This window comes from Stutzerimonas stutzeri, assembly GCF_024448895.1.
In the GTDB taxonomy this organism is placed as follows: Bacteria; Pseudomonadota; Gammaproteobacteria; order Pseudomonadales; family Pseudomonadaceae; genus Stutzerimonas; species Stutzerimonas stutzeri_Q.
The window spans coordinates 14,070-29,126 of the sequence record NZ_JAMOIC010000005.1; the positions used below are offsets into that span (position 1 = coordinate 14,070).

Annotated in this window: 14 protein-coding genes and 2 pseudogenes; 4 read left to right on the forward strand and 12 right to left on the reverse strand. The window is 55.2% G+C overall.

All coding sequences use genetic code 11. From position 1 onward, the window contains the following. Positions 1-92 precede the first annotated feature (92 nt). Positions 93-2,339 (forward strand): AAA family ATPase, encoded by a 2,247-nt coding sequence (locus NA619_RS07485; RefSeq protein WP_255961161.1) that lies wholly within the window; start codon positions 93-95, stop codon positions 2,337-2,339. Between the two features lie 88 nt (positions 2,340-2,427). Next, positions 2,428-3,159 carry a hypothetical protein gene (locus NA619_RS07490; protein ID WP_255961162.1) on the forward strand — a complete coding sequence of 244 codons (732 nt, stop codon included), beginning with the start codon at positions 2,428-2,430 and terminating at the stop codon, positions 3,157-3,159. Between the two features lie 154 nt (positions 3,160-3,313). Here NA619_RS07490 and NA619_RS07495 read toward each other — a convergent pair whose 3' ends face one another. Further along, a complete protein-coding gene (locus NA619_RS07495; RefSeq protein ID WP_255961163.1) occupies positions 3,314-4,087 on the reverse strand; it encodes a nuclease-related domain-containing protein in 774 nt (257 codons plus the stop codon). A gap of 309 nt (positions 4,088-4,396) precedes the next feature. Here NA619_RS07495 and NA619_RS07500 point away from each other — a divergent pair, with 309 nt between their 5' ends. Continuing rightward, positions 4,397-4,963, forward strand: coding sequence for a DUF1993 domain-containing protein (locus tag NA619_RS07500; RefSeq protein ID WP_255961164.1), 567 nt, complete (start codon positions 4,397-4,399; stop codon positions 4,961-4,963). 59 nt (positions 4,964-5,022) lie between these two features. Here the strand turns inward: NA619_RS07500 and NA619_RS07505 are convergent, their stop codons facing one another. From NA619_RS07505 to NA619_RS07540, 8 genes and pseudogenes are all read right to left on the reverse strand, one after another. After that, positions 5,023-5,409, reverse strand: coding sequence for a cupin domain-containing protein (locus NA619_RS07505; RefSeq protein ID WP_255961165.1), 387 nt, complete (start codon positions 5,407-5,409; stop codon positions 5,023-5,025). A 91-nt stretch (positions 5,410-5,500) separates the two neighbouring features. Further along, positions 5,501-6,313 carry an AraC family transcriptional regulator gene (locus tag NA619_RS07510; RefSeq protein ID WP_255961166.1) on the reverse strand — a complete coding sequence of 271 codons (813 nt, stop codon included), beginning with the start codon at positions 6,311-6,313 and terminating at the stop codon, positions 5,501-5,503. Between the two features lie 101 nt (positions 6,314-6,414). Continuing rightward, positions 6,415-6,612, reverse strand: coding sequence for a helix-turn-helix transcriptional regulator (locus NA619_RS07515; protein WP_128119777.1), 198 nt, complete (start codon positions 6,610-6,612; stop codon positions 6,415-6,417). Beyond that, positions 6,609-6,986: a hypothetical protein gene (locus NA619_RS07520; RefSeq protein WP_255961167.1), complete on the reverse strand. Its 378-nt coding sequence runs from the start codon at positions 6,984-6,986 to the stop codon at positions 6,609-6,611. The genes NA619_RS07515 and NA619_RS07520 overlap by 4 nt, the downstream gene beginning before the upstream one ends. A gap of 289 nt (positions 6,987-7,275) precedes the next feature. Then, positions 7,276-7,440: pseudogene (locus NA619_RS07525) on the reverse strand (IS3 family transposase); the annotation flags it as partial. A 106-nt stretch (positions 7,441-7,546) separates the two neighbouring features. Further along, on the reverse strand, positions 7,547-10,072 hold the full coding sequence (locus tag NA619_RS07530) for a TonB-dependent siderophore receptor (protein WP_255961168.1): 2,526 nt from the start codon (positions 10,070-10,072) through the stop codon (positions 7,547-7,549). A gap of 240 nt (positions 10,073-10,312) precedes the next feature. Then, a complete protein-coding gene (locus NA619_RS07535; RefSeq protein ID WP_255961169.1) occupies positions 10,313-11,269 on the reverse strand; it encodes a FecR domain-containing protein in 957 nt (318 codons plus the stop codon). Beyond that, on the reverse strand, positions 11,266-11,757 hold the full coding sequence (locus tag NA619_RS07540) for a sigma-70 family RNA polymerase sigma factor (RefSeq protein WP_255961480.1): 492 nt from the start codon (positions 11,755-11,757) through the stop codon (positions 11,266-11,268). Before NA619_RS07540 ends, NA619_RS07535 begins: the two co-directional genes overlap by 4 nt. A gap of 670 nt (positions 11,758-12,427) precedes the next feature. On the opposite strand from NA619_RS07540, the gene NA619_RS07545 reads away from it, so the two are divergent. Then, a complete protein-coding gene (locus tag NA619_RS07545) occupies positions 12,428-12,859 on the forward strand; it encodes a nuclear transport factor 2 family protein (protein ID WP_255961170.1) in 432 nt (143 codons plus the stop codon). Positions 12,860-12,962: 103 nt separating this feature from the next. Here the strand turns inward: NA619_RS07545 and NA619_RS07550 are convergent. From NA619_RS07550 to rbsK, 3 genes and pseudogenes are all read right to left on the reverse strand, one after another. After that, positions 12,963-13,394 (reverse strand): annotated as a pseudogene (locus NA619_RS07550) (HipA domain-containing protein); the annotation flags it as partial. Between the two features lie 341 nt (positions 13,395-13,735). Further along, the gene (gene rbsD, locus NA619_RS07555) at positions 13,736-14,140 is read right to left on the reverse strand and encodes a D-ribose pyranase (RefSeq protein ID WP_255961171.1); all 405 of its coding nucleotides are present in this window, start codon (positions 14,138-14,140) and stop codon (positions 13,736-13,738) included. Beyond that, entirely contained in the window at positions 14,137-15,045 is a 909-nt protein-coding gene (gene rbsK, locus NA619_RS07560) for a ribokinase (protein ID WP_255961172.1), read from the reverse strand. Before rbsK ends, rbsD begins: the two co-directional genes overlap by 4 nt. Between the last annotated feature and the right edge of the window lie 12 nt (positions 15,046-15,057).

The following is a 15,057-nucleotide window of genomic DNA, read 5'->3' on the forward strand; positions in this document are numbered from 1 at the left end:
CATGCCTGCGAGCTAAATGGGTCGCTTTATTGGCGCCCCTGCACCATGTCTAAAGTCCCGAACCGGCTGGCCGAAACCTTAGAAGAGAAGGTGTGCAAACCTGCGAATCCTTGCACACCTCTTATCTTGCGATACATCAAAAGCTCTGCCGTACCAGCGGGACGGCTTCAAGGCATGGACAAGAGGAAGATATGGATATAATCCTTGAGCGTTGCAACAACATTGACTTCGGCAAGATCGAAATAAAAGAGCAAGCTCTAAATATCAAATACGCCATCAACGGCACAGGAAAAAGCACAATAGTTAAATCAATACAGTGTGCAACCCTTTCTGCAAACACCGGAAGAGACCACCTATCAACCCTCACCCCCTTCAAATTCCGAAGTTCGAACGAGCGACCGGCGGTCTCTGGAATTGAACAAATATCATCCGTGAAAATCTTCGATGAAAAGTACATCAACGATTTCGCGTTTCAGGCCGATGAACTAGTCAAAGGTAGCTTTGAGATTTTCATCAAAGGACCGGACTACGAGCAGGGAATAGCGGAAATCAATGCGCTAATTGAAGTTATAAAAAATCAGTTATCGCAAGATCCTGAACTCGATGAGCTCATCGATGATTTTGGTGCAATTAGCAGCAGCTTTGGCAAAGAGGTGAAAGCCGGCATACATGCGTCGAGCGCTCTCGCCAAGGCATTTAAGGGCGGAAATAAAGTTAAGAACATTCCTGCTGAGCTAGAGCTATATAAAGACTTCATTCAGCATAGCGAGAATTATAGATGGTTGAAATGGCAGCAAGATGGGAAATCATATCTGGACATATCGTGTCATTGCCCTTTTTGCACAACGGAAATTGAGCAAAAGAAATCAATTATACATAAGGTCAGCGAGGTCTACGAACCTAAATCAGTGGAAAACCTCAACAAGATTGTCAGTACGTTTGAAAAACTTGAGAGATATTTTTCGGAACCAACAAAAAATAAGGTATCGGAATTTGTACGTTGCATTGAAGGCTATACGAAAGACCAGATTGAGTATTTACTAGAAATAAAAAGTCAAATTGAGCGTCTCCGCAAGCTATTTATTGATGCTAAAACGCTAAACTTTAACTCATTCAAAGATTTCAACAAGGCGATAGACGCGGTATCAAATCTAAAAATAGACCTAGATCTATTCACGCACCTCCAATCTGAAGAAACCAGGCAAAAGGTTTCCATAGTAAACAATTCAGCTGATCAAGTCATAAAAGACGCCGGCAGACTACAAGGCTGTATCAGGAAACAACAAATTCTTATAGAGAAGCTTGTACAAAAGCACAGCGTCGCTATAAACAATTTTTTAAAAAACGCTGGATATAGTTATCAGGTAACTTTAGCAGAGGATCAATCTAATCAGCATAAGCTCAAGCTGATACACAATGACTTATTCGGCGAGATAAGCGATGTACAGTCACACTTAAGTTACGGTGAGAAAAATGCTTTTGCGTTGATACTCTTCATGTTTCACGCCCTAAAAGATAAGCCTGATCTGATTGTTCTTGACGACCCGATATCTTCGTTTGATAAAAACAAGAAATACGCAATCATTGACATGCTCTTCAGAAAAGAAGATGCGTTTAAAAACAAGACCGTTCTGCTGTTGACCCATGACTTAGATCCAATAATAGACATGGTCTACCATCATGGAGATCGTTTCTCGGCGCCATTCGTCACATTCATCGAAAACAGACATGGGCAATTATCCGAAAAACCGATCGACAGGGATTGCATAAAAACCTTTATCGAAGTTTGCAAAAGCAACCTAAGCGATAAGATAAACGATATTAGTAAACTTGTTTATCTAAGAAGAACGCTAGAGATCACTGGCGACAATTCGGCAGCCTTTCAAGTGATCTCGAATCTTTTACACAAAAGAGATGCCCTGGTATTTAAGAGCGGTGACATTAGCAGGCCGCTCTCAACCGATGAATATAACGCCGGCTGCGTCTATATCAGTGGTCACATATCAAGCTTTGACTATAAGCAGCTGCTGAAAGTGGTTTGTGACAACAAGGCGCTTGCACAAATTTATGCAAACTGCACTAGCAACTACGAGAAGCTACATATTTACCGAATAATGTTCGACGGTAAAGCCAGAGAGATTGAGTCAGACGTTATACAAAAATTCATCAACGAAGCATTTCATGTTGAGAATAACTACATTTACCAACTCAATCCGTGTGACTTTCAGCTAGTTCCGCAGTATGTCATAGATGAGTGCGATAGCTACGTGAGTAAAATAAGCTATGAAACAAAGGGGGCAGATTTATTCTCTGGGCAGTTTAAGGAGGCTCACGATTAAATAAATCTGTCCCCTTCCATCACTAGGGAACGAATGAGCACAGCCCTTTCTGGTTATAAAAATATTTGATATTCGTTTTGGAGGACCAATGAAAAAAAGACTCACTGTTATTATGCCAATATGCTTGCTACAAGCCTGTTCTTTTACAAACAAGCCTTTTGAAAAGGTCGTCAAGAATTCAGATTATATCAGCACGGTAACAGATCTTAAGATTGGCGAAGAGCGCATTGTTCGCGTTAACGGCAAGGCTTATGAATCAACATTAATTGTACAAAGAAGCAACAGCATTCAATGCCAACGGGACATTTCCTACAAGGATGGCATCGCTGAATATCGGATTCCATCCGGAACATATAGCACACTCGGGCTCATCGAAGTCGAGCCAAACAAGAAGCTTCCTTTCTTCGAAGGAGCTTATCAAGTAAGCGCTATCGGCGGCTCTAGTGGCATGTCACTCTACTTTCCGATAAATCCTGATGGCTCTCTCTACAAGTCTTACTACACAGACCCGTACGGCAACCTATATAAGACCAAAGGTGAGCTTAAAGAATGGGGTGGCAGCGGCATTTCCAGTGACAGGTGTATCCCGCCCACACCTCATGAAGTTGCAAAGACTTCAGTCTGCGCAGTCTATTATGACGGAGCCAATCGGGTTAATGGACTCCTGGCCCCAACCGTAACCCTTGACAACGGCAAAGAAAGAAGAAAGCTCATTATTATGGCTAATGCCGAACTGAATTTCTGTGGAGTCGGCATCGATATTTACGAAGCATCCGATATACTCCATTTTGCTGTTCGCGAGATTGCTGAAAGCCAGTAAAAAGGAAAAGGGGACAGACTTATTTATCTGCCATATAACATGAGCCAAAAATAAATCTACCCCCTTATTCTAAAGCCTACTCCTTAACCACAAAATGAAAAGGGGACAGATTTATTTTTCGTGTGGGCATTTGGCACCCGTCCCTGTGCCGGTTTCATGAAAGGCTCTGCATCGTTCGGCATTTGGGAAATGCAGAACATCCCCAAAACTGCTGGCCATCTTTTGCTCCGGATTTAATGGTTCGAACCAGCAACGCATTACCGCATTTCGGGCATTGCCGCTCTGCTGTCGGATCGCTACGCCGCTTCAGGCTTTGCACATGCTCGCGATGGGTGGCTAATGTCGGTGCTCGGCGGCCAGTTTGGAGGGCGTGCAGCATGGTGGTGACTTCCGCCTCGGTGAACACTGGCTGCTGAAATGATTTTATGTAGCTGATAAAGCCGATGCCCTGGGTCACGTTGGCCGGCATGTTGGTTTTGAAGGTGCTGCCGCCGACGAAGGTGATGACCGAGTGGAGATGTTCCGGGCTGATGCCAAGTAGCGCCTCAATGGCCTTGAGATGCTTGTAGTTCTGGCGCAGAGGGTTCTGAAATTTGTAGGTGCGTTTGTAGATTTTCTGCGTCCACTGCGCCTGCTTTTCGCTGCCGAAGATCCAGCCGCTCATGCTCTTCGTTTCCAGTACGAAGATGCCGTAGCGGGAGAGAAAGATGTGGTCGATCTGTGTGGTGCCGTCGGGCGTGTTGAGCGTGACGTTGTGAAGGCGGGGGTAGCTTTGCTTGTCGAGCTGCAAGTGCGCGTAGAGGCGCACAAGCGCTTCGCCAACGTGCCCCTTGGCCCACGGTGTTTTGAATAGGCCGAGCAGCAATATGGCCGGGATGAACCAGGCGAGCATGCTGAACATTGGCGCAAAGATCAGGCTGAAATCCATTTTCAATCCTTCGCGGCGGGGCGCGATCTAGCCTCGGGTGCTTCGTATCGAACCGAGGCCCTTCGTTATTCCTATGATTCGCGGCCAAATACGGCGGCGGAATGTTTGATACCTGTAGCCCGTTAGGTCGGCATCGAATGCGACTGCTTAATAATGGCTAATGGCCTTGATGTGCTCAAGTGGGTTCGGCTAATAGCGCGGTAGCCGGGATGTACGCGTTGGGAAGGCATTTATTGCTCAGGTGGCTAGCTCCAGTAAACCTGTCACTCTAAGCCGCGTAGGATTGCCATCTCACAAAGGTAAGAAGCCATGCAGCTGACGACACTCCTTGTCCCAACCTATACCCAAATGCTCAAAACCCTGTCCGGCTGGCTGAAGAAGGCGCAGAACCAGCTGCCGGAAGCCGAGGCGCAGGCGCTGTTATCCGCACGGCTGGCGCCCGACATGTACCCGCTGTCAACTCAGGTTCGCTTTGCTTGTGTGCAGGCGCGAGAAGCCATATGCCGTCTGAGAGGCGAGGCGTTCCCGGCTTCGATCACCGATCTGTTGGACGAAGGGCGTCAGGCTGTCAAACAACCCGGATCGCTTGCGGATGCTCATGCGCGGATCGATGAAACGGTCGCGGTACTGGACGCTCTCTCAGCCGATGGTCTGGACGCAGATGCAGATATGCCCATCGCGCACCAACTGCCAAACGGCATGATTCTCGACCTGAGCGCAGAGCAATACGCCCGTGACTGGACGCTGGGTCAGTTCTACTTCCATGTCATGACTGCTTATTCGATATTGCGTAACCAGGGGATCAATCTCGGCAAGGCCGATTACGTGGCCCACATGCTGCCCCATCTGCGTCCGGAAACGATTCCAAAGGGCTAGGGGCGGAGAAAGGGGACAGGTCTATTGATCTGTCCCCTCCGCTTGCGGGTTTCGCTCAATCAGATCCAAACATCATTCACAGCCGTCCGCTCATTCTTCTCATCGCCGGTATTCAAAACGCCCCGCGGCTCGATCAATAGCAGCTTTATCTCCTTTGGAGCATGGGGCTTGTGCTCGATTCCCTTCTTGACCACGTACATCTCGCCGGCGCGCACGGTCACCTCTCCGTCTCGAAAATAGATGACCAGCTCGCCCTCCAGCACGATGAAGGTTTCGTCGGTATCAGAATGGGTATGCCAGATGAACTCGCCCTCCAGCCGAGCGAGTTTGAACTGGTAGTCGTTCATTTCGGCAACCACCTTTTGCGCCCACTGGTCATGGAACAGCGCAAATTTTTCGGCGAAGTTGATGGCGGAATAAGGGGAGGGCGTTGGGTGCGTGGTCATGCGAGGCTCGCTGTTCGTTACGGTTGAGCCATACGTTAGCGGCGCTCCAGCGCGCGGTATTGCATGATCGTGCAAGCCCGGCACGCAGCTGCTAACGGCTTGTCAGCATCCTCAACCAGCGTGCCGGCGATATGCCGAAGGCTTGGGTGAACAGGCGGGTCATGTGGCTTTGATCAAAGAAGCCGCTCTCAAGCGCCGCATCGGTTAGCGGCTGGCCTGCGAGTAGCCGATAACGCGCCTCGGCGAGGCGCCGCTGAGTGATGTAGCGATAGGGGCTGGTGCCGTACAACGCACGGAAGTCGCGCGACAGGCTCCAGCGGTCGCGCCCACTGGCCTCCACCAGATCCTCCAGCGTGATGCTCTGGTCTAGCCCGTCATGGATAAAGGTACGGGCGCGCTCGGCCGCCACGTAATCAACCGCTTTACGGCCACGCGGCTTGCCGCCGGCGACCTTCAGCGCCTGCGCCAGATCGTAGATCGCGTCGTCCTCTTCGAGCGGGTCGAGTGCCGTATCGAGGCTGTGAAGCAGGCGAGTGGTGGCAGCTAGCAGCCGAGGGTCATGGGACAAGCCGCCTGCTATGAAGGGCAACGGCTCGCCGCCCAGTACGTCCTGAATCAAGGACGGTTCGATATAGAGGATCCGGTAGCGAAAGCCCGCATCGGTGCCTGCCTCGCCATCATGGATCTCGTCCGGGTGCAGCACGATGGTGCCGCCGGGCAAGCTGTGCCGCATCGCTTGCCGATAATGAAAGCTCTGTACGCCTGCAAGCGTACGGCCGATGGCGTAGGTGTCGTGTCGGTGGGGTGTATAGCCGTGCCCACGAAAATAGGCCTCGATGCGCTCCATCTTGGTCGATGGCGCGGCGCGCTCAAGCCAGTCGCGTTCAGTGCTGAGTCTGTTCATCGGTCGGCGATAAGAGAATGCAAGGCTGAAGCATACCCGGCAATTAGGGCGTGTAGGCATGCGCTTCTATGGCAACCCGCTTACGTCCCTTGGATTACCCCTTATTCCTCCGGAGGCTGAAACAGCGCCTCGATGCTCGACTCGAACAGCCGGGCGATCTTGAAGGCCAACGGCAGGCTGGGGTCGTATCGGCCGGTCTCGATGGCGTTGATCGTTTGTCGCGAGACACCCAGCTTCGCGCCTAAGTCAGCCTGAGACCAGCCACGCTCAGTGCGCCGCTCGCGCACATGGTTGATCACCGGTAGCGCCTCCAGGCGAAGAAGCTGCCCGCTGCCCACAGGGGGGCCATCAGGCTCCAGACCATGAACATCGAAAGGCGCGGAAAGCCCGCGGTTTCCAGAAATCCGTAGCTGAAGGTGATCAACGCCGTGCCGACAAAACCGACCGCCAGGCCCTCCAGATGGACCTTTTGTGCAAGCTCGTCGAGGTTGCGCACGTAGCGGATCACCACCGTAGCGAGGGCGATCAGGGGCAGCACAGGCAACAACGCTAAGACATTGCGCAGCGTACCGTCCTGAACATTGGCGAGCAGATGGGTGCTGATCACCAAAACGCTGAGGTAGAGGACCATAGTCAGGGAGAGGTGAACGAGAAATCGGCGGCGATGACCCATGGGCATACATCCTCTGATGGAAAGTACGCTTTACATTAGGGCTGGTTAGCAAGTGAGTCAAGGTCACTTTACATTCGCTAAGGGTTGGCATGGTCCGCAAAGCGTCGGGCGGCGGTTATGGGGTCAATCGAACCTCATGCTCGCAATCCTAAGAGCGCTCTCGACGGCTCCTATGCGCCTGCAATGATGCGTCCTGGGCTCGGCGCGTGGGAAAGGGTTCGCCGTTTTCCACCCTACGTAGTAAAAGTTCGCCAATTCGGGATGATGGGGTAGGTGGGTGACGCTTCGTTTGCCGACCGTGCTTGCGAACCACGTCAGGACGGTCTTTGCGTTGAATCCCGTAACGCTCCTGAGCCTCTCTATAACTCAGCTCGCCTTTTCCGATCTGGTCGACGACTGTTCATTTAAAAGTCATCGTGTAGTCCCGCTGACTACGCTTTTTTGCTGCCTCCATCCCGTCCCTCCTGAAAAACAGATCAGAAGGTGTAAACCCTATTTAGGACGGGACATAGCAAACAATGGGGAACCAATGATGGCCGCCGTTTGGTAAGCACGTTCTGTTACCAGAAGGTACCGCGCAGGGTCAGCATGTGGTTGCGGGGATCGCCGTACCAGTTAGTGGCTGATGTCGATCCGACGGTGGAGTAATACGTTTTGTCGAAGATGTTGTTCGCGTTGTAGGTGAGGGTCCAGTGCTGATCAATCTGGTATTCGGCCAATGCATTCCAGACGGCATAGCCTGCCTGTTCAAAGTCATAGCTATTGGTCGCCCCATTGCTAGTGACGGTACCGCTGTAGTAGTTAGAGCTTTGCAGGTTCACACCGCCGCCCACTTTGAAGTCCGACAACACACCCGGTAGTTGATATGTCGTAAACAGCTTGAGCAGGTGTTTGGGTGTCTGGGTGCTCAGCAGTGTCTTGGCGCTCTTGTTGTGGTTCTGGTTATAGGTATAACCGGCCATCAGCATCCAGTCAGGCATGATTTCCCCCGACATCTCCATGTCGAACCCTTTACTTACCACTTCGCCGTTACCAATCCAGCAGCAACTGCCGGAGAAGTCATAGTCGTTGATTGGATAGGAAGGATCGCGCACGCCCTGATGGTCACGGGTGGTGTAGTACAACGCAAAGTTGGTGTTGACGTTGCCGCCGAACAATTCGCCTTTCAGGCCCGTCTCATAGGTCTTGCCTTCCATGGCTTCGAGCGAAGCCCCCGAACCGGTCAGCAGGCTTACTTGCGGCTTGTAAATTTCCGAATAGCTGCCGTAGACCGACCACTCATCGTTGAGGTCATACACCAGACCGCCATACGGTGTGACCTTAGTTGGCTCGCGCATGGAAATGTCCGACGAGGTCTTCCAAGCACCTGCTGACAGAGTCTTGTAGGTCTGGTCGAATTTGTAGCGCTGCACTCGCGCCCCCAGGATCAAGTGCAGCGGCTCGGCGAGTTGCAAGCGCAGGCTACCGTAAACGCCATATTGTTTCTGGTCGTTGGGGCTGTAGTCTCTGCTGTAGTTGGTGTTGTTGGCGGGCTCGGCAAACGGTGTGCTGCCGGGGTCGTAGGGATTTATCGAGCCGCCGACAACGCGGGCGACCCCCAGCCAGCGGCTGGTCACGTCCTGATAATCGGCACCCACCACCAAGTCATGTTGCAGGCCAAACATATCGAAAGTACCGGACAGGTTGGTGTCCCACATCCGTTGTTGGTTTTCCTGCTTGGCCGTTGTGCTGCTCCACGACAACCCGGACCCGGTGGCCTTATCAACCCCGACACCGCTGACGGTGGTGGTCTTGAAGTAACCGACATCCCAAAGATCGGTATAGGAAACGTTGAGTTTCCAGTCATCTGAAAGCTTGTGGTCGATCTTGGCAAAAACCTCGCGCCCCGTGGTATCGGTATAAGCCCAGCTTTCGCCCAGGCCGGTGTGCCTTGGCAGGCCGATATCGGAGCCATCGAGATAGCGAGGCACTGAGTTCTGAGTGCCGTTCTCATGAGCTTTGTTGTAACGAATACCGGCCGTGAGCATGGTGTCGTCGGTGATATCAGCCTCAAGAACGCCATAGACAAACGGCTTTTCTGTGCTGCGGTTGTCGACGAAATACTGCCGATCCGTGTTGGCCACAACCAAACGTCCACGCAATTTGCCATCAAAGGCAATCGGGCCGGTGAGGTCCACTTCCTGGCGATAGTTGTCCCAGCTGCCCGCCGACGCGGTGAGTTTCAGCTGATAGGTGTCCATCGGGCGCTTGCGCACCATGTTCACGATGCCACCCGGATCACCGGTGCCACCAAATAGAGCCGATGCGCCACGCAGTACTTCAATGTGGTCGAATTCGGCCATGTCGTAGACGTTGGACGAATAGAAGCTCCCCAATGAGCTACCCAGAGCCATGGGGGCGGCACCATCGAGCTGGAAGTTTTCAACTTTGAAACCACGGGACAGGATGTCAAAGGTCCGATAAGTACTGTTCTGCACCGTGATGCCGGGCGTCATACGCAGCGTATCGTTGATATCGGTCAGCTGCTGATCGGCCATCATCTGCTGGCTGATGATGGAAATCGACTGAGGCGTTTGGCGCAGGCTCATGGGGGTTTTCGAGCCGACACTGGTCAGCCAGGTGGTATAAGAATTTGAGTTCTCGGTCGCCTGGCCCATGCCCTGACCCACGATAACGCTCTCGCCGAGGTTCAGGCTGCCAGCGCGGATGTCGCTGGTGCCGGTGCTGATCAGCAGCACCGAGTTATTCTCGAGACGAAAGGCCAGACCGGTGCCGCTCAGCAGCTGCACAAGCGCTTCGTCTATCAGGTAGCTGCCGTCGAGCCCTGGGCTCTGCTTGCCGCTGGTCAGGCGGGAGTCCACGGAAAGTAGGATGCCGGCTTCACTGGCGAAGCGGTTCAGCACCTGATCTAGATTGCCGGCGGGGAGGGCGTAACTGCGGGCCTTTTCGCTGATGGCTATCTGGGCCTGGGCCTGGGCCGTGGGCAAGGTAAGCAGCAATGGGCCACCGACCAGCAGGCCGGCGAACAGTGTTTGGCGAACTGCGAGGCTGAGCCGGGAACGGGGTGTAGTGGGCAGATACGGCATTCTGGATCGGTCCTCTTGAGAATACTTCTTGATTGAATTCAAGAGGTATCCCGTACGAGCAGGTAAAACCTACAAGGGGGCGTCGAAATTTTTCTTAAGCAAGTTGGAAGGGCTGTCGCCACGTTGGGATGAGCGCGTGTAGGTGGTGCCTTAGGTTCGGTGTTCTGCTTACTCCACCTCCTGCATCCAGGCCTGCGCTGCGGTAACGGTTGCCGCTGAAGCTCCTCCCACGCATCGGCGCTAAGCCGGGCCGACTGTGGTCCAGTAACGGGTCAGGCTGTGTATTCGTATCGGTAGCGACTGTTGCAGCGCTATCAGCACCCGATCGGTGTCGGCCAGCGGGAATACGCCAGTCAGTTCCAGGCCGGCCACGGCCGGGTCGCAGCGCAGGACACCGGGGCGGTGGCGCGATAATTCGGCAAGGAAATGACCGAGCGGCATGCGCTCGGCGATCAGGCGGCCTTCATGCCAGGCAATGGCATTGGCATCGGCACGGTCGAGCTCGCCAAGGCGCTTGGCGCTGAACCATTGGCGCTGCCCGGCCTGCAAGCGGCTGGCCACGGCATGACGGGGGCGCAACTCCAGTTCGCCGTCGAACAAGTCGACGCGGCTGCCGCCGTCCATTTCGAGAACCGAGAAGCGCGTGCCCAACGCCTGGATCTCGCCAGCGGTGGTCTCGACGATTAACGGGCGACCTGCCGCGTCATGGCCGCTGTCGAGCAGCAATTCGCCAGCGAATAAGCGGATGCGTCGCTCGCTATTACTGAAGTGAATGTCCACAGCACTGCCGCTGTTCAAACTCAGCCCGCTACCGTCGGCCAAGACGCGCTGCAAACGTTCGCCAGCGCCGCTGCGCAGGTCGGCCAGGGCTTCGCGCCAGGGCAGCTGCGAGTGGGCGACATAACCGCTACCACCAGCAACCAAGAGCAGGCCGAGCAGTTTGAGCGCCTGGCGCCTGTAGGCGTCTGGCCGCTCACGCAGCACCTGGCGGGCGGTCTCGAACGGCACTACCGCTAGGGCACCCTGCAGTTGTTCCAGGCGCTGCCAGGCCCTCAGATGTTCAGTGTCGGCTGCCTGCCAGGCTTCGAAAGCGGCGCGCTGGAAGTCGTCCAATCCACCATCCCAATGCAGCATCAGCCAATGGCTGGCCTGCTCGACGATGGCGGGCTCGATGGGCGCTTCTTCAGAGCGACTCATTCGGCGTAAAGCACCTGGTAGCAGGCCTGGATGGCGCGCAGCATGTACTTCTGCACTGAGCTGACGCTGACCTGTAGGTGTTCGGCGATTTGCACATAGGTAAGCCCCTCGAACTGGGAAAGCAAGAAGGCTTCACGCACTTTCCCAGGCATGCCGTCGAGCATCGTATCGATCTGCATAAGGGTCTCGACGATCATTGCGCGTGTCTCCAGCGAAGGGGTTTCCGGCTCGGGCAGCGCGGCGAGGCTGTCGAGGTAGGCTTGCTCAATGCGTTGGCGGCGCCATTGGTCGACCACTAGATTGCGCGCTATCTGGGCCAGATAGCTGCGGCCTTCCCCGGTTGCTGGCAAGCGACCGCTGGTCAGCAGACGCAGGAAGGTGTCCTGAGCGATATCCGCGGCTCGTTCACGATCGCCCAAGCGACGACGCAACCAGCCCTGCAACCAGCCGTGATGATCGAGGTACAGGCCATGCACTCGCCGGTGCATCAAGACTGGATCAGGAAGCGTGATGGACACCCAGAATTCTCATAAGAGGCAATGGAGATAAGAATCGATCGCATCTTAGTGGAGGCGGGTTGCCTTGGGAATGGGAAATGTCCGCCTCGATGCCGGCGCTGTCGGTAATGCGCCTGGGCGGGAGCACGTGGGGCAATGTCACTACCACTCAAGCGCGAGCGTCCGCGCGCAGCTGATGCCCCAGGCAATGGCTTTGAGTTTCATAGGGTGGACAACGCTCGCTTGCCCACCACATGCCTGCCGACAGCGCGTCGCTCGACGTGGCGCACCGTTCGGCTACCGCCGCGGCTAATCAGGAAGGTCGAAAAAACCGAAGCGGAAAAGGAGACAAATTTATTATCCGTTCCCTCCGCTCGCTGGTCGCTCTCAATCAAAGCCAAACATCATTTACAGCCGTCCGCTCATTTGTCTCACCGCCGGTCTTGAACACGCCGCTCGGCTCGTCAGCAGCAGCTTTATTTCCTTGCAGCACTGGCTATGCTCGACCCCCTGCTTCACCAATCCAGACGACATCAGATCCCTGCAGCTGGCGAACGGAGCTTGCCTTAAACGCAAAATCAACTAAGTTGTACGATGACAGACAATCTGTCATCGGCAACCTGCCGCGTTGTGCCTAACAATTAGAAGAAGGGTCATTTGCATGAGAAAGCTAACACTGGTCATGGGGTTTCTGTGCTTGTTCACCGGCTATGTGGCCGCGGCTCCCGCCGATGAAAGCGAGGTAGCGACAGCAGTAGATAAGCTCACCCAGGCCATGCTGCATAAAGACATCGACCAGCTGGAAAAACTGACAGCGGAAAACCTTACCTACGGTCATTCCAGCGGCAATATTCAGGACAAAAAGGCCTTCATCTCAGATATCGAGACCGGCAAAAGCGCGTTCAAGGAGCTGAAAATGCTCAATCAGAAGATCACGCTTTCAGGTGACGTGGCGATGGTGCGCCATCACTTCTCGGCTCAAGCCATCAGCAAAGAGAAAGGCATCGTTCCGACCGAGATCGAGAATTTCCAGATCTGGCAGAAACAGGACGGCCAGTGGCTATTGATCGGTCGTCAGGCGTTCCGCTTCTAACACGCCAAGCGCAGTGGAGAAGGGGCATATGGGTTAAGCATGTATTTTTCGTTGGGCTTTGGCTTGAAGGCTATCCGCGACGTTGCCCGCCGTCATGCTGGTCTCATAAATCCCTATCCAGCTGCGCCGTCATTTCGCTTATGACGATGGCGTTGATGCTTCTCAGCAGTCTTACTTCGCCAGCCAGCGTGGCACCGAGCTCCGGACGCTGCACCAGAAGTTCTTCGTTCTGGTGCAGCACTTCATTCAACAGCTTCGGTGCTTCCATACGCACCTTGTCTACCAGCTTGCGGATGGTCTCGCGGGCGGTGGTTGGCTTGATGTCCATGGCTTCGCCTGCGGTGACGAGCAGTGGCGCGGTGATTGCGGTCAAGCGCTGAGCGCCTTGGGTTGGCCAAGCCAGGGTGGCTTGCTCCGGCCGCTGATCGCGATCACATGCGCGTGTGCCGTAGACGGCCGTGCACAGCAAGTCGTAGAAGGGCGATAGGTGCACACCCTTGCCGGACATCAGGAAGCTGAGGTTTTTCAGGTGGGCGTCTTCATTGTCCGCATGATCGAGCGGATTTTTATCTAGCTCATGAGTGGGAGCCGATTATCCGCACGGGTGTGAGGTTTTTAATGAAGAGGCGGTCATGAAGGGTGGCGGGATTGCCGGACATACGCGTGGAAAAGGCTCCGCCGTTTTCCACCCTACGCAGCTGATCTACGTTTGTGCGGCGTTGGGGTTTGGCGGTGGGCTGAAGCCCACCCTACGTCGGGTAGCTCAAGCCCTCCCCGCCGCAAAGGCGCTTTTGTAGGGTGGGCTTCAGCCCACCGGTAACCACTCATGAACTGATACGCATGCGATGCGCGCGAGCACGGAATGTTGATCGATCCTTAAAAGGTCACGCCAGCGATTAGCGCGATATTGCTGTAAGGCCGGCATTCCCCAGTCCGTATCTGCACACGAGCCTCTACGCACGCGGCTTTGAGTTCGTCATGGCTGACCAGCTGGCGCTCGCCCAGCTCTCCGGCCGCGTACAGCGCCTCGATTGCGTCCAGTCCTGAAGGGGCCACTTCCAGGGTTTCGCGGGCCAGTAGATGACCCTGCACCTGCATTTCGCTCAGCACGACCTGCAGCGTGGTGGCGAAATCTGGCACGCCGGCGGTCAGCGCCAGATCAATGCAGGGCGTGCCGGGCGGGACGGGCATGCCGGCGTCGCCGATGACGATGATGTCGCCGTGCCCGAGTCGGGCGATGGCGGCCGAGAGGGCGGCGTTGAGCAGGGGAGTCTTCTTCATGCAGGCAACTCGTGGCGGTAGGGAATAGAGGGTTGCGCGCCCGGCCGGGTGACGGCCAGCGCAGCGGCTCGCTGGCCAAGGCCAATGGCCGCTTCCAGGGGTTGCCCGGCTGCCAGGGCCGCGGCGAAGCCACCGACGAAGGTATCGCCAGCGGCGGTGGTGTCGACCGCAATCACCGGGTGAACGGGCAGATGAAGGTGACGCGTTGCATCGGCGTAGAGCACGCCCTGGCTGCCAAGGGTGATCAACACACGGCGGGCGCCACGCCTCAATAACATTTGCGCTGCAAGCAATGCGCTCGGCGGCGAGTCGACCTGAATACCCGTGAGTAGTGCGGCCTCGCTTTCATTGGGGATCAGGTAATCGACCAAGCCGTACCAGTGAGTCGGCAAGGGGCCTGTGGCCGGCGCCGGGTTGAGGATGACCGTGCGGCCCAGTTCGTGAGCGCGGTAGAGGGTGGCTTCGACGGTCGCCATGGGCACTTCCAGCTGCGCAATGACGATGTCGGCAGCCTCCAGCAACGCATCGTGATCCGCCAGCCTCGCCGGGGTCAGTTCGCCGTTACCGCCAGCGGCGATGATGATCGCGTTCTGGCCGGCATCATCTACCAGAATCGCGGCAATGCCGGTGGGCACGCCGTGCGCATGGGTGACGGCGCTGCAATCAATGCCTTCCGCTATCAGGCCGGCGCACAGTTCGGCGCCGTAGGCGTCATCCCCGACGCAGCCAATCATCGCGACCTTTGCACCGAGGCGCGCAGCGGCGACGGCCTGGTTGGCGCCTTTGCCGCCGGGCGCCGTGGAGAAGCCATGGCCGGCGAGGGTTTCGCCGCCGACGGGGAGGCGAGGGGTCCGAACGATCAGGTCCATGTTCAGACTGCCCACCACAACTACCTTTGCTTGCATTGCTGATGTTCC